Here is an 18,717-nt window from a genome sequence, read left to right as displayed (position 1 = left end):
GCCCATCACGACACCACCCGCGTGGATCGCTGCCACCGGACGGTGAGCGGCGGCTGTCGAGATCGATCCGTTCGCCGCTCATTTCGGCACCGCGGAGATAATCGCCGTTCGCAGTAAATAACCCAGTGATTATATTCAGTCGCTGAAGTCGTCTTGTTAGATTAGATTAGATTAGATTAGATTAGATTAGATTAGATTAGATTAGATTAGATTAGATTAGATTAGACTAAACAAGAGTCCTTATTTGAAAACAGAACTGCAGTCGAAACAGTACCTATTATGACAATTAACACGCTAAACGCTGTTTTAGTGCCGCCGGCGCGGATAAATCTATTGAACTGCCGTTCTCCGCATCCTCGATCGTAAATGGATAGCCAAATTCCTCTTCCAAGCCACCAAATTGACGCTAGAAAAACGAATATCGGAATCGACGCTATGGCTCCCAACAGCCCGCCAGCTGCAGAATTTATGGCAAAAGCTGCAAACACCGAGAAAAAATAAAACGCGATATAGGGAAACAACGTGGTTCTGAGGTTGTAGGCAAAGGAAGTACTCCAGTTCTGCTCATCAGGTCGATAGAAAGTCGTGGTGAGAAGTGTGGCGGACATGGCAAAAACCAAAAAGCCCGCTGGCGCCGCGATTGCCAAAAAGAAACTGTCCGTGCTGCTTTCAGCCGGGACCAGACCTAACACAACAGAGGTAGCCACAGTAATAATTGTTCCCAGGATGATGTTGACCCACCCGTTGATAGGTCTACGAGGTTTTCTATTGAAATCTGTTTTTACTTCCGAAGCATAATATATAGATAAAAATACGAAAATATGTCGCCACTGTTCGTAAGGCGTAAAATCGAAATTAAACAAAAATCCCATCATTTGATGCAATATGGGCTCAATATTCTCAAAAACGAAATCAACAAAATAAGTGTATGCATCCAAGATATAAATAAAAAAATTGAAGTATTCGCATCCAAAATACAAATTAATGATTTTAATCAGCGCGCAGATCTGCGCAATTTTTCCAATAAATCCTATGACGGCGCCAAACTTAAACACAAAGCAACCTCAGGTATCGATTCGTGCGATGCTAAGCCACCAGTCTTATGCTAGAGCGCCGACAATGATGCAACCCATAGTATCAGTCAATGATGGCCTCGAAGCAGCCGCCCGGCTGGAGTGCGTGTCTATGAGTCCACGGCTTAGTCGCTGGCCGCCGTTGGCTTGATCCGCTCGACCGTTTCCAGCGATGTGGCCAGGGCGTTGAAACAGCTGTCGTCGTCGATCGCCGCGACCGGGCGGCGAGGGCGGCGGTCCGTAGGCCCGCGGACTCATGCACACCGATTGCCAATCTCCGCCTTCGGCACGGCTCCGAGATCGATCCGTTCGCCGCTCCATGTCGGCGCTGCGGATGAAGCGGTCATTCCCCTATTCGTTTGACCAACAGGAGACACGGGAGATCCGGTCCCCACAAACCCTTCAGTTCCTCAAAAGGTTCGAACCCCATGGCGTGATAGAAACGGCGCGTTCCCGCGTAATTCCGATCGGGATGGGCCTCTGAAAGCGTCTTCACGGAAAGAAACTCGTAGCCCCGCTCCACCGCCCATCTGGCGGCGGTGTCGATCAAAGCCCTGCCGATTCCGCGCCGGTGCCACTCCGGGAGAACGCCCATTGAGTGAATTTCGCAGTTTCGCCCGAAGTGATCAGCTATCGAGGCGTATCCGAGGGTGCCGCCGTCCGCATCTGCGCTGAACATTACGTTCCGAGCGGCATGTTGAACATACGCGTCGCGTGCCGACGGTATTGCGAACCACTCGGGAAGGCAGGAGAGCACCTCCCGACTGATTGCCTCTCGGCCTGCCACCACCGGTCGTATCCGCATCAGCAAAGCATAACACGCGGATCGTTGCCGGAAGACAGCAAGGTCCGCTAAGAGCGCCTAGCGGCCGGCCGGCCTTGCGGACAAGGCTGCCGTGCCTCCGCCACGTTCTGGTCGAGGGCGGTCAAAGCGTGCCCGGCTTCGTCCAGCCGGGCGGATGTCGTTAGTTGATCCCGGCCTGCGCGAGAACACGCAATGTGTCGGTGAAATGGCGGCTCATCGCCGCCACGGCACCCTCTGTGTCCTGGGCCTTGACGCACTCGGCAATTTCACGGTGAACCCTGATCTGAGAGGTCACTTCGGCGTCGGTCGTTCGGCACTGCCAACCGAGCGGGCCCGTTCGCTCAATGACGAATTTGAAGCTCTCAACCTGCAGGCGCATGAACGGATTGCGCGCCGCCTTCGCAAGCAGGAGATGAAAGTCGATGTCTCGACGGGTCATCTCGAACACATCGCCTTGCGCTGCCGCGAGCGCGTCGGCGCTGGCGAGAATCGCGTCAGCCTCGCGCTCGGATCGATGCATGGCCGCGAGTTGGGCGATCCGAGCTTCTATGACTTGCCTGACGTCCATGATCTGCTGAATTGTCACCTGCTCGGTCTGGACGGCATATTCGGTCAGAAGCGCCAACACGTCGCCATCGGCTTTGCGCACCCGGGGGGAACGGCCATTTCCGGTCTCGACGATCCCCAGACTGGTGAGGCCGCGGAATGCTTCGCGGACCACCCCACGGCTGATTCCGAGTTTTTTCGCGACTTCGATTTCACTCGGCAAAGCGCTGCCCGGGCTCATTCTGTTGTCGAAGATGAACTGCAGCACCGTCCGAACGACCGTCTCGGTCAGCGAACCAGCGCCACCGTCTTGCGGGCGGTGCATGAAATCGACGGTGCTGGCGCCATTGCCAAACATGTCAACGCTGCCCGACGGCCGCACGGTCATTGTCGATTCTCCATCCGCTCATCCCTTCACCGCACCACCGGTGAGCCCGGCAATAATGAATTTCTGCGCGAAGACATACAGCAGCACCGCCGGAACGATCGTCAGGCTCACGAACGCCAGGACAAGCGTCCATTCCGTTCCAAACTCACTGCGAAACCGCATGATCCCCAGTGGCCAAGGATAGGTGTCTTCGCTGTTCAGCACCACAAGCGGAAGGAGGTAGTTATTCCAACTGGCGATCAGCGTGATCACGCCGACCGTGGTCAGGATCGGCAGGGCCAAAGGCAGGGTCACGCTCAGGAAGAATCGCCAGTACGAGCAACCGTCTATCTGCGCCGCTTCCCACAAATCTCCTGGCTGGGCGACGAAACTCTGTCGCATCAGCAGGACCGAAATCCCCAGCCCAAAGGCGATCTGGGGCAGGATGACGCCCCAATAGGTGTCGAGCAGGCCGAGATCACGCAGTTGGAGGAACAACGGCAGGATGCCGGTCGCGACCGGAAACAGCATCCCTAGAAGCAGGAAATTCAACAGCATCGCACTGCCGAAGAAACGAATCTGAGCGAAAGCAAAGGCCGCCATCGCGCTGACGATCAGCGTCAGCGAGACGGTCAGGAACGAGATGTAGAGCGAGTTCCAGATGTACGACGGGAAGCGGTCGCCGGACAGGATCGCGGCATAGTTTTCAAAGGTCCAATTCGCCGGCGGGCCGAGCGGATTGGATTGCAGCTCACCCAAGGTCTTGAACCCGCCGAAGATCGTCGAGGCGAACGGCACGACCACCAGCAGCGCGAACACGACGAGGATTGAGTATCGGATCCAGGGGTTGACGAGTGTCTTCATGAGGCGTCAGTCGTTGCGCATCAGAATGCGCCGGTATGAGAACGCGAACACGATACTGATCAGGAACAACACGACGCCCACCGCGCTGCCGAAACCAATGTTCAACCGGACAATCCCGAACGTGTAGAGGTAGGTGACCAATGTGTGGGTCGAATTCTGCGGGCCGCCACCGGTCAACGGTATGATCAGATCGAAGAGTTGCAGCGAGCCGAGAATGGAGAAGAACACCGTCAGCCGTATTGTCGGGCCCGTCATGGGAATGGTCACGTGCCGCAACGTCGTCCACCAGCCGGCGCCATCGCAAAAGGCCGCCTCACGGACCTCCCGCGGGATGCTTTGTAGCCCGGCTATGTAGATGATCATGTGCAGTCCGAAATACTTCCACACAACGACCAACAGTACGGCGTAAATCGCCAGGTCCCGGTCGGCGAGAACATATGGTGCCTCGGCCCCGAATGCCTGCGCCGTCGCGGCGACGATGCCGTATTGACCGTCATACAAATAGCGCCAGATCAGTCCGGCAGCGACATCGGCGAGTATGTAGGGGATGAAGAAGATCGCCCGGAAAACCGAAACCGTCGGGAAGCGGTCAGCCAGCAACACAGCCAGCATGAACGCAAGCGGCAGCGAGACGGACAGCGAAATCAGGATGATGAGAAAGTTGTTCAGTAGCGCACGGTCGAAGACGGGATGGCCGAACATCCGATCGAAGTTGGCGAGGCCGACCCAGTCGCCAAGTTCGCCATAGCCCGACCAGCGGTAAAAGCTGAACGTAAACGCCTCCGCCATCGGCAGTACCACGAAGATGACGAACAGGGCGATCGCGGGCCCGACGAAGACGATCGCTGTCAGCGTGTTTCGCGATAGGCCGCGGGGGCGATTGAGGCGCCGCCACGTCGCGGCAATACCTCCCGGCCGCGGGTGGGATGCCGTCGTGTTCTGAACAGTCATGGCATCTGCCTCAGGCCAGGCCGCCAGAGGATCGGGCGGTGCATCACACCGCCCGACCAGACAGGGACGTCGTTGCTATTGGCTGAACTCCCATGACGACTGCAACGCCTCGGCGGCGGCCTCGGGGGTATAGTCCCCTGTCATCGTGTTGGTGACGATATCGAGGAGCTCGCGATTGGTCTCTTCGGCAAACATCACGTTGAAGAAGTTTTGATGATAGCTGGAATTGGCGATGCCCTCGGCGACCATCCGCTTCCAGGGATCGTCAAGTGCGTCAGCGATGCCGGGCGTCGGCGGGACCCAATTCCCTCGGGTCGCGGTTAGCGTCAGGTTCTCGGGCTGTGAGAAATGCCGCAGGAAGTCGACCGCTTCCTGGGGCGCATCGCGGAATACCAGCCAACCGTTGATCCCACCGAAGGTCTCCGTTTGTGGAACATCCGATCCTTCAACGATGGGGAAGGGCATCCATCCAAGCCCCTTCACACCCTCGCCGGATGTCGAGTTGCTTGCTTGTGCCGCGATCGCCCAGTCGCCTTGAAAGATCATGGCAGCGTCGCCGTTGCCGAAGGCGGCGTAGGTGTCCTGGGTGGGGGTTCCCAGCCAACCCGTCTGAAACGGCTCGAGTTCCGCGAGCGCCTGAAGTTCTTCGAACGCCCGAACGAATTCCGGATCCGTGAAACTCGCGCCATCTCCATTCAGCGCAGCGTTGAATGTCTCATTGCCGGCGATCCGCATCGTCAGCATGGAAAAGAAAAAGTGCTGCGGCCAGCCTTCCGCTCCGCCAATCGTTATTGGCGTGATGCCGGCGTCCTTGAGTTTCGCTACCGCGGCGAGAAAATCGTCCCAGGTCTTTATTTCTTCGGCGACAACACCGGCCTGATCGAACAGGTCTTTGTTGTAGAGGAAACCGACGAGCGATGTGCGGACCGGCACTCCGTAGACCGCCCCATCGATCTGGAACGCGTTCAGCGGGCCCGGGGAAAGCCACGACCGCCACTCATCATCCACGTCCTGGCTCAAATCCTTCAGGACACCGCCGCGCATCTGCTCGGCCATGACGCCGCCACCCCAACTGAAGAAGATGTGAGGCGCGTCGTTTGATTGCAGCATTGTAGGCAGGCGCGACTTGAACGCCTCGTTCTCAATGAACTGCAAACGGACATCGACGCCGGGATTCGCTGCCTCAAAGCTCTCGGCGATCTGGTTGAAGGCTTCGAGCGTGCCGGGATTGGTTTCGATGTGCACCCAGTTGACCGTTGTGTCCTCAGCGGCGGCTGTCCCGGTGATCGCCAGTGACATGGCGATCGCGGCCAACGCGCTTCGACTTTGAACGGTTGAAGAAATCCTCATTGTCCTGCTTCCTCCTCATGATCAACGCTTTGATGCCCTTCAGGTATCAACCATTCGTATAACATCGGGCTATTGTCCTATCAATCAAAATAGCGCTAAGCTATCCTACAGCATAAACCAAAGTGTCGGCGCCGGTGCTGCAAAGGTTGCGCTGAGGGAGGATGACAATGCTCGCGGATCTCAAGCGTCCCCGCGCGATTACGATGTGGGACTTCTCCTGGCTGGAGCGGCGTTGGCCGGGGGCAGGATATGAGGATTGGGATCAGGCGCTCGATGAGCTGGTCGAACGCGGCTACGACGCAGTACGCATCGACTGCTATCCCCATTTCATCGGCAAAGACCCAAACGGACGCTGGCTGGTCTCATCGGATGAACAGACCGGCGACTGGGGAACGCCTGGCGATCTGTGGATCGAGCCGGGCCCTGGACTGATCGCGTTCATCGGCAAGTGCCGCGATCGCGGCATCGTCGTTGGGATGTCGACCTGGTTCAAGGATGACCCGACTCATGCGCGCATGGATATCGCCTCGGCCAAACAGCACGCCGACCTCTGGATCGCCACGCTGCGGTTCGTCGAAGAGGCTGACCCACGGCTGTTGAACAGCATTCTGTATGTCGATCTTTGCAATGAGTTTCCCCATCCGAAGTGGGCGCCGTTTCTCTATGGCAGGGACCGCGACGTGAAGGCCGAGCGGCTGGCCGGGCCACGTTTGACCGAATGGATGGCGGAATCGATCGGTGGCGTGCGGGCGGCTTACCCGGCCCTCGACTATACGATGTCGTTTTCAGATCAATTCGCCGATTGGGACGAGATGAACCTTGAACCGCTGGATTTTCTCGAGCCGCATATCTGGATGGCCCATCCGGCGCTCAGCGATTTCGCCGAGAAGGCAGGTTTCAGCTATTCGGACCCCAACCGCGACTTCAATCGCTTCGTTCGTGAGGCCGAGTCGCTCTACCTGTCTGACAGGGCAACATACCACGCCGTCCTGACCGGCTGGATCGAAAAGGCGGCCGAATGGTCACGGCGACACGGCAAGCCGGTTATCACCACCGAATGCTGGGCGGTGATCAACTGGCGGGACTGGCCGATGGCCGACTGGGAGTGGATCAAGAACATCTGCGCGCTCGGAACCCGAAATGCCGCTGCAACCGGCCGCTGGAGTGCGATTGCAACCAGCAACTTCTGCGGCCCGCAATATCGCGGCATGTGGCGCGACATATCATGGCATCGCGCATTGACCGATGAGATCAAGGCTGCCGATCTTCCAGGTGGATGACAGGAATTCCGTCGCGTCCGGCTCCGCGGGCATCATCACCGATAGCCGGCGCCTTCGGTGTTGCGCGGGACCCCCGTTCGTGCGGCCCGTCTGGGATCCCCTTGTCGCGGCGAAGCGGTGCGCACGTGTCGGACGTTCCGAACTCAGCCGCGGCCGTTCTTGGCAGGTTCAGATGTCATGATGGAAGTAAAACACATTTCCGCATAAGTCCCGCACGGTGAACTGACGCATACCCCATGGCTTGTTATCGATCGGCTCGACGATATCCGCGCCCAGTCTGCCGAGTTCCAGGAAGGCGTCATCGACATTCTCGGTGAATATCCAGAACGTTCCAGGATGGATATCGCCTTTAGTTTCCCGGAAGAAAATCGCACAATCACCGTGCGATACGGCGCCGATCCCGCCCTCTTTGTTGTGCCATTCGACGCGAAATCCCATGCGCTCGCGATAATAGTCCTGCGCGGCGGCCACATCTGGCACCGGGAGTTCCGGTGTCGGTTGTGCAATCCTCATTTCGGCGCTCCTTAAGCCAGCGGCCATCCGACCGTGGCTGGGTGTTTATGAGTCCGCGTCCCTAGTCGCTGGCTGCCACCGGTTTGATCCGTTCCACCTTTTCCAGCGCCGCGGCCAGGGCGTTGAAATAGGTGTCGTCGTCGATGGTCGGCCAGTTGTTGTGGAAGGGGGTCAGCATCGGCCAGTCCTGTTCGAGATGGATGAACAGGCCGGTGCCGGTGGTGGTGCCGGCGCTGCAGATGTCCGGGTCCTTGTTGACGTAGCGGCCCTGGATGTTGGTGGTGCCGCAGAGCGTCCGGTAGTCGAACGACTGGTCGGCCGGCCAATTGCAGGAGACCAGCGCGCCGGGGCGGGGGAAGTGATCGGCAAGCGCCAGGCGGAGCTGGGTTGCCGCGGTGGCGTGATCCGGGTCCGAATTCTTCTCGATGCCGTTGGAGGCGATGACCTCGGTCCGGGCGCCCTTGGTGTCGACCGCCTTGCCGTGCAGTGAGATCACCACCGCTTGTGGGTGGGCGTCGACCAGCACTTCATGGGCCACCTGGAAGCGGGAGAAGATGGCGTGGGCGGCGTCGGAATCGCGATAGGCTTCGAGCGTACCGCACACGCCCGTCCTGCCGTCGCAGGTGGAGGGCGTGCGCGAGGCGCAGCGGTGGGCGCCGCCAATCAGGGTCGCCCGCGCGCCGAGGCGGGCCATCAGCAACGCCCCCTGCTCGCCGGAGCCGAGCTCGAAGCTGGCGTGCGGCGCCTCGAGGATCAGCTCGCGGGTCGCGGCCGGATTGAGCACCAGCGTCGGGCCGATGCCGGCGCCGCTTTCGTCCATGGCAACGAAATAGGTCTGGCCCTCGAAGGCGGCGGCAGTGATCTGGTAGTTGATCTTGCCCTGGAGGCCGAGCGCCGTTTCGGTGTCGCCGGCGACGAAGGCTTCCGCGAAGCGGCGGAAGTCGGTCAGCGTCGCCTCGGGCTGGCGCATGGTGTCGATCGAGCCCGGCAGCGCCCGGTCGCGGGTGCCGATCCAGGGGATCAGCGGGCTGGTGACGGTGACCACCGTCGGCGGCGCGTCGTCGGCGTGGGCGGGCAGGATGGCGGCGGAGGCGGCGAGGAGGAGGGCTGCCGCGAGACGCGACACGAGCTTCCGGTTCGTATTGCGACGCATGGTTTCAAGTCCCCTCGCGTTTCCGGCGCAACGCGTCCTTTTCGCGTTCGCTATCGCGGCTCTGATGCAACCCGACCGCAATCCGATCTTGGCATCGCTTGCGGCGGGCGCCAAGCCGGATTGACGCCCATCAAGCCGCGATGGGTCGGACCGCGCTATGGAGCGGTTGTTTCCGCGATTTTCATGCCAAGAGAGAGGAGCCGACCGATGTCCGACGTCCATCCCAATGTCGCGCTGATCCAGCGGCTGGACCCCCGGAACATGGCCGCAGCGACCGATGTGTTCGCCGAGGACGTGGTGTTCCACTACTTCAATCCGCGGCTGCCGGACATGGAAGGCGACTATGTCGGCCTCGCCGGCATCGGGCGGTTCTTCCAGACGCTGGCCACCATGTCGTCGGGGACGTTTCGGGTCGAGCCGGTGGCGGTCACGCCGGTCGGCGACGAACTGGTGGTCGTCCAGACCCGGAACAGCCTGACGATGGACGACGAGGACATCACCATCGACGTGGTTGTCGTGTGGCGGATCGTCGACGGCCGGGTCAAGGAGGTCTGGGATATCCCGTCGGCCTATACGGCGGCGGGATAAGCGGGGCGGTTGGTGGGTGTAGGATGTCGCTAATGAGCGGAACTTCCCGCGTGGCTTCGAACTCTCCCCGACCCACCATAGAGTTCGTCGAATTCCCAAGCGATCCGCTTCGTGACTGTAGCAGCTAAATCCATAATCCACGCCACCCCCCCCACGCAAAACCATTCTCCGAATCCGTCGTCGGTGAGTGTCCGGTACCTCGTCGGCGGGGCGGGGCGTTCCTACCTTCATGACCGTCATCCTGAAGCCGGAGGGCGCGCCCGACGCCGCCCGACGGCGACGAACAGAAGGACCACGGCCCGTGACACGTTTTGCCCTTGCTCTTGCCGCGACGACCGCATTCGTCGCGCCCGCGTTCGCCCTCGACGCCGGCCCGCTCGTCTCCGCCGACTGGCTGATCGAGAACGCCGGTGACGACAATCTCGTCATCGTCGACATCCGCGCCGACGTCGAAAATACCGATCTCGGCGATACCCCCTACATCGCCAACGCGGTCTCGGCTCCCTACAACACCGCCGGCTGGCGCACCGAGATCGACGGGGTGCCCGGCAAGATCCCGTCGATCGCGGACGTTACCGCGCTGGTCGAAAGCCTCGGCATCGACAATGACGACCACGTGGTGATCGTGCCGTGGGGGACCGACTCGACCGAATTCGGCTCCGCCACCCGGGTCTACTGGACGTTCAAGTATCTCGGCCACGACGACGTCTCGATCCTCGACGGCGGCTGGCGGCAATACGATGCGGCCGGCGGCGCGCGGGTGGCGACACCGGCGACCCCGGAGGCGTCCGAATTCACCGTGACGGTCAACGACGCGGTGCTGGCGACCACCGACGACGTGCTCGCCGCGCTCGACAACGAAACCCAGCTGGTCGACGGCCGGCCGGAGGCGCAGTATCGCGGCGAAACCAAGAGCCCGGTCGCGGCTGCGCCCGGCACCATCCCCGGTTCGGTCAACATCCCGCACAGCGAGTTCTATTCCAGCGACTACGCCACGTTCGCCCAGCCGGAGACGGTCGCGGCGCTCGCCTCGGCGGTCGGTGTCGGCTCGGCCGATCCGAACATCACCTTCTGTAACACCGGGCATTGGGCCTCTGTGGCCTGGTTCGGCCTGAGCGAGGTTCTCGGCAACGAGAACACCGCCATGTATGACGGCTCCATGGCGGAGTATACTCAGGACCCGGCGCGGCCGCTCGATCCGCCGCGCTCGTAAGGTTCCGGCCCGGCGATCCAACCCGGCGCGCGGGGTAGGCCCCGGGCGCCGGTCAAGTTCGCCGGTTTGGTTGTGGGAGGCGTCTTGTTATGGCGCAGAGCGTAGCTGCACGGTCTGAGCCGCCCCGCACGGGCGGCTTTCTGCCTGAGGTTTCGATCGACCGCAGCCCGGCGACGGTGGCGGCGGCGTTCCTGGTTGCCGGCTGCATCGCCATCTGGTGGTCGGTGGACCTGCGCCAGGCGACGCTGTTCCTGATCGGCGGCGGCCTCGGGGTCGCCCTCTATCACGGCGCGTTCGGCTTCACCGGCGCCTGGCGGCGGATGGTGGTGGAACGCCGCGGCCGCGGCATGCGCGCCCAGATGCTGATGGTCGGCGTCGCGGCGGTCGCGATGATGCCGCTGATCGCTGCCGGCAGCGTCGGTAGCGAACCGCTGGTCGGCGCCATCGCTCCAGTGGGCGTCTCGGTGCTGGTCGGCGCGGCGATTTTTGGGCTCGGCATGCAGCTCGGCGGCGGCTGCGGCTCGGGTACCCTGTTCACCGTGGGCGGCGGCTCGGCGCGGATGCTGGTGACGCTGGCGTTTTTCATCGTCGGGGCGGTGGTCGGCACCGCGCACCTGCCCTGGTGGCTGGAACTGCCGTCCCTGCCGCCGGTCAGCCTCGGCGCATCGTTGGGGCTGCCGGCAGGCGTCGCGCTGACCGTGGCGGCACTGGCGGCGGTGGCCGTCGTTACCGTCGTCATCGAGCGGCGGGCGCATGGCGACATCGAGCGCGAGCCCGGACCGCGGCGGCCGGGCTGGCAGTGGCTGGTGGTGGGCCCATGGCCGCTGATCGGCGCCGGGCTGGTGCTGGCGCTCCTCAACGTCGCGACGCTGCTGGTCGCCGGCCACCCGTGGTCGATCACCTACGGCTTTGGCCTGTGGGGCGCCAAGATCGCTTCCGTCCTCGGCGTGCCGGTGGAGACCTGGACGTTCTGGACCTGGCCGGCGCAGGCCGAGGCGCTCTCCAATTCGGTGCTTGCCGACACGGTGTCGGTGATGGATTTCGGCCTGATCCTCGGGGCGGCACTCGCCGCTTCGCTGGCCGGCAAGTTCGCGCCCAAGGCGGCGATCCCGCTGGCCTCGTTCATCGCCGCGGCGCTCGGCGGGCTCATGATGGGCTACGGCGCCCGGCTCTCCTTCGGCTGCAACATCGGCGCGCTGTTTTCCGGCATCGCCTCGGGCAGCCTGCACGGCTGGCTGTGGTTCGCCGCCGCCTTCGCTGGCTCGCTGGTCGGCGTCGCCGCGCGGCCGCTGTTCGGCCTCGACGGTTTCAAGCGGAAGGCCGCGTGAGGCGATGAGCACCGGCCGCAACACCGCGCTGTTCGCCACCGCACTGGCCGTGACCACCGCCGCGGTGGTGATCGACCACGTCGTTTACGGCGTGCCCGCGCCGGCGCCGATGGCGACGGCGCCGATGGCGACCGCAACGCCGGCCACCGCGGGCGCGTCCCCGTGTGCCGCAGGCGCCGCCGTGGCCTCGCCGTGCGCCGCGGGCGCGCCGACCGCATCGCCCTGCGCCGCCGAAGCCCCCAAGGCGGCGCCACCGCCGCCGCCGACGCAGCCTGCGGAGACCGAAAAGCGGGCTCCGCCACCACCCCCCGCATCGCCACCACCGGCCGAGACCACGCGCGCCGCACCTCCGCCGCCGCCTGCGCGGCTGCCGGAGGGGGCGGCGGAAGCGCCGGACCTCGCCCCGGACCGGGATACGTGAGCCAGCCTGAGCGCGAAACGGCGCGCCAGGAGATCGCCTTCTGCGCCGCCGTGCTCGCCAAGGGTGGCGCCACCGTACTCACCGAGACGCTGCGCGGCGTCGCCCGTCCCGACGCCTGGACCAAATATCCGGCCGGCGAGGTCTTCGACCCGGAGAGCGGGGCGCACTGGTTCTATCACTGCCACGACCCATCGGTGCCGGTGGGGGCCGGGTCGACCGCGGCGGCCGGCGCCGAGGGGGGCAGCGGCGAGCACGGCCATTTCCACTGCTTCGTCCGGCCGGCCGGGCCCGACGGGCCGATCCATCATCTGGTTGCCGTCGGCGTCGACGCCCAAGGGGCACTGACCCGGCTCTTCACCGTCAACCAGTGGGTGGTCGGCGACGACTGGCTGGATGCCGCCGGCACGATCGCGCTTCTGCCGCGCTTCGACGTGCACATGCCGCAGCCGAACTATCTGGTGAACCGCTGGCTGACGGCGGTGCTCACCGCTTACGAACCGGAGATCGTCACGCTGATCGAAGCCCGCGACGCGGCGATCGCCGCGCATCGGCCGGAGGATGGGAGCGACCCACGCGCGTCACGGGCGCTGGAGGTGACGGCGGAATTTACGGTGGGGCAGGGGGGAACCTGACCGGAGCCGCCGGCGGCTTTGGCGCGGCGCGGATGTGCAGAACGCACTTCTCCGTAGCCTCTTCGGCAATGTTACGATATAACATACAGGTGACAAGCTTGGCGTCGGCGGGAGGAGAGCGCTCGCCATCGTCTTGGCAACTGATGTGCAAGTCATCGCCTTCCAAAACTCTCCGCTAAGCAACGCAGTCGACGGTGGCCGGGGCCCGTCGTCGATCAGCCCAAGAAGCCAGAAAGGCACCCATTGCGACCGCTTCAAAGACCGCCTGTTTCGGGAAAGACCCTGCCGGTTCCCCCCGACCCATTGACGGCCGCGCGACGGACGGAGGCCGCGCCGTGACCCTGTTGGAAAAGACAGAAGCGGACACGTCCATCCCCGTGGGTGTCGCCGAGACACCCGAGAGCCTCGGCGCGATCCATCAGCCGGGATGTTCCGCGGTCATCTGGCAGCGCCAACCGCTCGCGCGGTTCCAGTCCTGGATCGACACGCTGAAGCCCGAGCAGTTGCCGCGCGCGCGGGTGATCTTGCGGCCCGAGGATGCCCGCAACACGGCATCGGAGATCTGCGAGGTGTGTGGCACGCCGAACTGCCCCGAAAGGGCTCTTCTGATCGACGATGTCGCGGCCCTGGCGGAACTCTTCGCCGAGTTGATGAGCGTACCGTATATGCGGCTACGCCTTGATGTTATTTCCACCAACGCCTGCCGGAAGTTTCATGTCGACGCGGTCACGGCGCGGCTCATCTGCACCTACCGCGGGACGGGCACGCAGTACGGCCTATCGATCGACGCGGCCGAGCCGCAATCGGTCTTCACGGTGCCGACCGGTGCGCCCATCCTGCTGCGCGGCACGCTTTGGCCAGACCGTCAGCACGAGCGCCTGCTGCATCGCTCGCCACCCATCGAGGGCACCGGAGAGACACGGCTCCTGCTCGTTCTCGACCCTGTCAAAGACCCGGGCGCATTCCCGGTTCGGCCATCCATGCACTGAACTCATGAGCAACGGAAAGATCCGACAATGAAGACACGTGCCGCTATCGCCTGGGCGCCCAACCAGCCGCTCGAGATTGAAGAAGTCGACCTCGAAGGTCCGAAAGACGGCGAAGTTCTCGTCAGGATCGTCACCACGAGCCTCTGCCACACCGATGTCTTCACCCTGTCGGGCGAAGACCCCGAGGGGTTGTTCCCCTGTATCCTCGGCCATGAGGGCTGCGGGATCGTGGAGGAGGTCGGCAAGGGCGTCACCTCGGTCGCGCCGGGCGATCACGTCATCCCGCTTTATGTCCCCGAAGACCCCGAATGCCCGTACATCAAGTCGGGCAAGACCAATCTCTGCCAGACCATCCGCAAGACCCAGGGCGCCGGGGTGATGCCGGACGGCACCTCGCGCTTCTCGTACAAGGGGCAGCAGATTCTGCACTACATGGGCACCAGCACCTTCAGCGAGTACACCGTGCTCCCTGAAATCTCGGTGGCCAAGATCACCAAGGACGCGCCGCTGTCCAAAGCCTCGGTCATGGGCTGTGCGGTTCCCACCGGTATCGGCGCCGTGCGCAACACCGCCAAGGTCGAGGCGGGCGCCACGGTCGCGGTCTTCGGGCTCGGCGCTGTCGGCATGGCGGTGATCCAGGGCGCGGTGCTGAACGGCGCCTCGCGGATCATCGGGATCGACATCAACCCGGCGAAGTTCCCGCTCGCCAAGGCCCTCGGCGCCACCGAATGTCTCAATCCCAAGGACTATGACGCCCCGATCCAGGACGTCCTGGTCGAGATGACCGATGGCGGACTGGACTACACCTTCGAGGCGGTCGGCAATGTCGAGCTCATGCGCTCCGCGCTGGAGGCGTGCCACAAGGGCTGGGGCGAATGCACGGTGATCGGCGTCGCCGGCGCCGGACAGGAAATCGCGACCCGCCCCTTCCAGCTGGTGACCGGTCGGGTATGGCGTGGCACGGCCTTCGGCGGTGTCCTCGGCCGCAGCCAACTGCCGGGCATGGTCGACGAATGGCTGCGCGGCGATTTCAGCGTCGACCCGTACATCACCCATCACATGACCCATGAGCAGATCAACACCGCCTTCGACCTCCTGAAGGCGGGGGAATCGATCCGCTCGGTCATTCATTTCCAACCGAGCGACACCATGACGGTGAATTCGCTGCCCGGAGACATCGTTCGGGCGTGAACCGGCGTTTTTAGCGCCGCGCACCAAGCCACCCGTCGCGAGCGCGGCTGGCCCTAGTGCGGCTGGCTCTGGCGCGGCTGGCTCTGGCGCGACCGTTCATCGTCAAATTCGTGGGCGACGGGCGACGACCGGCTGGCCGCCGCCGGCACGGTTCGGCTGCTCAAGCGCTTCGACGTGCCCCTTGCCGCAGCCCGAACGTGTTTGGCGCCGCTGGCTGACGGCGGTGCTGACCGCCTACGCGCCGGAGATCGTGACGCTGATCGCGGGTGTCACGGGCGCTGGAGGTGACGGCGGAATATGGGGTGAGGGTGGGGGCCGGCGTTGCGATCATCGGGGCTCCAAAAAGGAACCCGAAGATTGGGGATGCCGGGGAAAGCGCGATGGGTAGGCGGCGGCTTTTCCGTGTCTGGCGGATTGGACGAGTACCGGATCCTTTGATCAGGGAGGAAGCAGCGCGTCGACGAGGCGCTCGATGGTCTCCGCTACGCCGTCGGTACCCAAGGCCTCCCGGATCATCCGCCGCTTGGTGGTGAAATACGCATCGTCAGGCAGTTCGACGCGCGCCGCGACCTCAGCGGCGCGCAGCGCCGCTGAGGCAAGGTCCGCGTGCAGCGCTTCGGCCGTGTCGAACTCGGGAATCGGCAGCGTCCAAACCAGATTGTCGAAATCGCGCGGATCGCGCTGGCCAACCGGCTGGAGATCCCTGACGCGATCGAGCACGACTGCAGAGTTCACCACTGCCGCCACGTAGGCGGCTTCTTCGACTGAATGCGCCGCAGACCAGTATAACTTTGTATCGACAACTACGTCGTCGTCCTCAGTCCAGCATGCACTCAACCGCGTTCCGGCTTTAGTATACAGAACTCGTACCGGTGCTCGATTGGCTTGAGCCCTAAGTGTGCCCATCGCATCGACGCGCTCGGCAAGTGTCATACGGGCGTTACCTTTGGCATCCTTGTTGCTGTGCTCGTTCCACTTGGCTTCGGCGTCGCGTAGCCAAGCGGCAAGTCCACGATGTCCGTGTGCGTCCGCGCTGGCCGCCGTTAGGATCGCTCCATCATCCATCGGGACCACGCCGGTCACGAGGCGGAGGAGCCGATAAGGCGCGACGGACTCGCCCAACGCGATTCGGCGCAGAAAGGCGCGCTCGACCGGGCCCTTGGGAGGCTCCACGCTCGTCCACGGCCGCTTGTCGAGATTGCCAACGCGGCCACGAACGCGCGGCGCCTCTCGACGGCTCTGCAGGCGCCCCGTAGCCGCGTACTCGACCAGGAAGAAACGGCGCGGGCTCAGGCTCGCGCCTTGACGGAACCGCTGACGGTAGGGCGAAGCGGCGATCAGCGTGCGCGACCGAGGCCAAGCGGCGCGGACATGTGCGAGCGCCTCGTCCGCCTCAACTTCACTCGCGTCGCGCCGGGGGAGCACGCCCACCCAGCGATCGATCTCGGCCGGTGGCGGACCGGCGCGATCGCGCTGACCGAACAGCACGCAGGTGCTAGTCGTGCTGCTGCCCGACTGGGCGCCGAATATCGGCCACACCCGCTCCAGACCCCAGCCGCCGGTAATCGCTACTCTCACGCTTCCCATGCTCCCGTCGCGCACCCCGGCGAACACGGGAGCGTTGAATACTGCATAGGGCAGCACGAGCGCCACCGTGCCGCCCTCGCGCAGATAGCGCTCGGCGCCGCGCGCCCAGAACAGAGCACACATGTCCTGGTGCGTGGCGAGGCTGCCGCCGACCCAGAGACCGTAGCCCTGCAGCGCCTCACGCAGTCGGTCCTTCATGTCCGCGCTCAGGTGGCGATAGACGATCCAAGGCGGATTGCCGATGAGAACGTCAGCGCGGTGCTCGGGATGCGAGAACCAGACCGGACGAAGCAAATTGCGCAGGACGAACGTCCAGATGTGGTTACGGTCGTCAAGATAGAGCTGCTTCAACTGCACGAAGGTCTTGCCAAGCATCGCCGCATCCTCGGCCGTAGCGCCGGCCCGCGCGATAGCGTCCTGGATCGTCTCCGGTTCAGCAAGAGTGTCGAGCCCTCGATTGAGTTCGTCTAGCGCGCTTTCGAACAGTTTCTGATCGCTCGCCAGCCCGGCGGGGATGCGCAAGGGCGGATCGTTCGGCGGCACATCCACAAGCACCTCGGCCGATGCGCCCAGCGGGCGCAGGTTCCATTGCATGGAGTCGCCCATGTAGACGGGAACGCTGAGCGTGGGCGGCCGATCCTGCACCAGGTCGCCGAGCGCCAGCAGCCAAGTGACGCGCGCAAGCGCGACCGCGACGGGATGGACGTCGATCCCGAACACGCGATCGGCGCAGGTGGCGACGATTTCTGCCGGCGCCAGCTGGGCTTCCCGGCCCGCTTCAATCAAGCGGCGCAGCGCATGGAATAGGAAGGTCCCCGAACCGCAGGACGGATCGAGCACGCGCTGTTCCAGCGGGCGCGGGATGGCGGCCGCGACGACCCGCGCCGCCAGCCAATCGGGCGTGTAGTATTCGCCCAGGTCGTGGCGCTCGTCGGGATCGATCAGGCTCTCATACAGACTTTTGAGAACGTCGACCTCGACGTCGCGCAAGCGAAAGCGCACTGTCTCGGCGGCAAGCGAGCGCACCAGATCATCGCCGCCTCGGGCGAGCAGCGGCCAGTCGAAAAAGTCGGCCTCGACGGCACCGACAAGGCCCTCGTTCGCGAGAAGTCGACCCGACAACATCTCCGCAGAATCGTCGACGGACAGATCGAGGACGCGCGCCGCGATCGCCTTGACAAGGATGGTCAGGTAGGTGTGCTGGAGAAACAGGGCGTCGCTGCCGACGTCGTCGCCGTAGACTTGGCGCAGCAGTCCATCCCATAGGTTGCGTTTCAACCGCACTTCGGGATGACCGCTGACCTCAGACCACTGCCGCTGGAGCTCTGCGTGCGCGCGGCCGAAGGCGAGGCTGTACCGGCCGAAGGCGAGCGCCACCGCGATCGGCGTTGGCACCACATCGGGAATGGGCGAGAGCAGTGGCTCGAGCCAACCCAGCAGCCGCTCGGGATGCTCGACGTCGACGTCGTAGCGGCCGATAAGGTTGAGCGTACTGCGATCGAGTGTATAGGCGAGCAGGGTCGCACCGTCGGTGGCAAGACCGACCGTTGTGCGGCCGGGCGTGCTTCCGCGGCTCGCGTCGGCCAGGTAGTCAGGCATGCGGGCCACCACATCGCGCTCTTCGCGGCGAAGATCGCTCTTCAGTTCGATGACCGTGGCGCCCCATGCTACGTCGATGCGCCCACTGTTATCGACGAGGTATCGCTCGTGCTCCAGTTCGCTGAACGCCGCGCCGAACCCTTCCCGAAGGAGCTCCGTGACAAGACCCCGCAACGCCTCGTGTCGCGGCCGGGAGGCCATCGAACGGACGATGTCGGGCAGGCGATCTCGGCGCCAGCCGTTTGCCACTTGTCCCCTCCTGCTTGG

Annotated in this window: 17 protein-coding genes; 8 read left to right on the top strand and 9 right to left on the bottom strand. The window is 63.5% G+C overall.

All coding sequences use genetic code 11. The annotated features are described in order from the left end of the window. Positions 1-221: 221 nt before the first annotated feature. The 6 genes from ACO076_RS19730 to ACO076_RS19705 all read right to left on the bottom strand — a co-directional run bounded on the left by ACO076_RS19730 (position 222) and on the right by ACO076_RS19705 (position 5,956). Positions 222-1,055: a hypothetical protein gene (locus ACO076_RS19730; protein WP_421724518.1), complete on the bottom strand. Its 834-nt coding sequence runs from the start codon at positions 1,053-1,055 to the stop codon at positions 222-224. A gap of 361 nt (positions 1,056-1,416) precedes the next feature. Beyond that, the gene (locus ACO076_RS19725) at positions 1,417-1,878 is read right to left on the bottom strand and encodes a GNAT family N-acetyltransferase (protein WP_421726787.1); all 462 of its coding nucleotides are present in this window, start codon (positions 1,876-1,878) and stop codon (positions 1,417-1,419) included. Between the two features lie 160 nt (positions 1,879-2,038). Beyond that, positions 2,039-2,812, bottom strand: a complete 774-nt coding sequence (locus tag ACO076_RS19720; RefSeq protein ID WP_421724517.1) for a FadR/GntR family transcriptional regulator — start codon at positions 2,810-2,812, stop codon at positions 2,039-2,041. Between the two features lie 18 nt (positions 2,813-2,830). Beyond that, positions 2,831-3,655, bottom strand: coding sequence for a carbohydrate ABC transporter permease (locus tag ACO076_RS19715; protein ID WP_421724516.1), 825 nt, complete (start codon positions 3,653-3,655; stop codon positions 2,831-2,833). A 6-nt stretch (positions 3,656-3,661) separates the two neighbouring features. Continuing rightward, positions 3,662-4,606 (bottom strand): carbohydrate ABC transporter permease, encoded by a 945-nt coding sequence (locus ACO076_RS19710; protein ID WP_421724515.1) that lies wholly within the window; start codon positions 4,604-4,606, stop codon positions 3,662-3,664. Between the two features lie 75 nt (positions 4,607-4,681). Further along, positions 4,682-5,956 (bottom strand): ABC transporter substrate-binding protein, encoded by a 1,275-nt coding sequence (locus ACO076_RS19705; protein WP_421724514.1) that lies wholly within the window; start codon positions 5,954-5,956, stop codon positions 4,682-4,684. A gap of 167 nt (positions 5,957-6,123) precedes the next feature. Here ACO076_RS19705 and ACO076_RS19700 point away from each other — a divergent pair, with 167 nt between their 5' ends. Next, positions 6,124-7,236, top strand: a complete 1,113-nt coding sequence (locus ACO076_RS19700; RefSeq protein WP_421724513.1) for a cellulase-like family protein — start codon at positions 6,124-6,126, stop codon at positions 7,234-7,236. 168 nt (positions 7,237-7,404) lie between these two features. Here the strand turns inward: ACO076_RS19700 and ACO076_RS19695 are convergent, their stop codons facing one another. Next, positions 7,405-7,749 carry a VOC family protein gene (locus tag ACO076_RS19695; RefSeq protein WP_421724512.1) on the bottom strand — a complete coding sequence of 115 codons (345 nt, stop codon included), beginning with the start codon at positions 7,747-7,749 and terminating at the stop codon, positions 7,405-7,407. A 61-nt stretch (positions 7,750-7,810) separates the two neighbouring features. Further along, entirely contained in the window at positions 7,811-8,902 is a 1,092-nt protein-coding gene (locus ACO076_RS19690) for a hypothetical protein (protein ID WP_421724511.1), read from the bottom strand. A gap of 207 nt (positions 8,903-9,109) precedes the next feature. On the opposite strand from ACO076_RS19690, the gene ACO076_RS19685 reads away from it, so the two are divergent. The 7 genes from ACO076_RS19685 (at position 9,110) to ACO076_RS19655 (ending at position 15,264) form a co-directional block, all read left to right on the top strand. Then, entirely contained in the window at positions 9,110-9,490 is a 381-nt protein-coding gene (locus ACO076_RS19685; protein ID WP_421724510.1) for a nuclear transport factor 2 family protein, read from the top strand. Between the two features lie 301 nt (positions 9,491-9,791). Further along, a complete protein-coding gene (locus ACO076_RS19680) occupies positions 9,792-10,703 on the top strand; it encodes a sulfurtransferase (RefSeq protein WP_421724509.1) in 912 nt (303 codons plus the stop codon). Positions 10,704-10,792: 89 nt separating this feature from the next. Continuing rightward, positions 10,793-12,031, top strand: a complete 1,239-nt coding sequence (locus tag ACO076_RS19675) for a YeeE/YedE family protein (RefSeq protein WP_421724508.1) — start codon at positions 10,793-10,795, stop codon at positions 12,029-12,031. A gap of 4 nt (positions 12,032-12,035) precedes the next feature. Next, positions 12,036-12,452 carry a hypothetical protein gene (locus tag ACO076_RS19670; RefSeq protein ID WP_421724507.1) on the top strand — a complete coding sequence of 139 codons (417 nt, stop codon included), beginning with the start codon at positions 12,036-12,038 and terminating at the stop codon, positions 12,450-12,452. Then, positions 12,449-13,084 carry a DUF6969 family protein gene (locus ACO076_RS19665; protein ID WP_421724506.1) on the top strand — a complete coding sequence of 212 codons (636 nt, stop codon included), beginning with the start codon at positions 12,449-12,451 and terminating at the stop codon, positions 13,082-13,084. Before ACO076_RS19670 ends, ACO076_RS19665 begins: the two co-directional genes overlap by 4 nt. A gap of 335 nt (positions 13,085-13,419) precedes the next feature. Next, entirely contained in the window at positions 13,420-14,073 is a 654-nt protein-coding gene (locus ACO076_RS19660) for a DUF1826 domain-containing protein (protein WP_421724505.1), read from the top strand. 27 nt (positions 14,074-14,100) lie between these two features. Then, positions 14,101-15,264, top strand: a complete 1,164-nt coding sequence (locus tag ACO076_RS19655; RefSeq protein ID WP_421724504.1) for an S-(hydroxymethyl)glutathione dehydrogenase/class III alcohol dehydrogenase — start codon at positions 14,101-14,103, stop codon at positions 15,262-15,264. Between the two features lie 438 nt (positions 15,265-15,702). Here the strand turns inward: ACO076_RS19655 and ACO076_RS19650 are convergent, their stop codons facing one another. Continuing rightward, positions 15,703-18,651 carry an N-6 DNA methylase gene (locus tag ACO076_RS19650; RefSeq protein ID WP_421724503.1) on the bottom strand — a complete coding sequence of 983 codons (2,949 nt, stop codon included), beginning with the start codon at positions 18,649-18,651 and terminating at the stop codon, positions 15,703-15,705. Positions 18,652-18,717 lie beyond the last annotated feature (66 nt).

This window comes from Bauldia sp. (genome assembly GCF_965232525.1).
Classification (GTDB): Bacteria; Pseudomonadota; Alphaproteobacteria; order Rhizobiales; family Kaistiaceae; genus Bauldia.
This window is presented reverse-complemented; position numbering and strand designations above follow the sequence as displayed.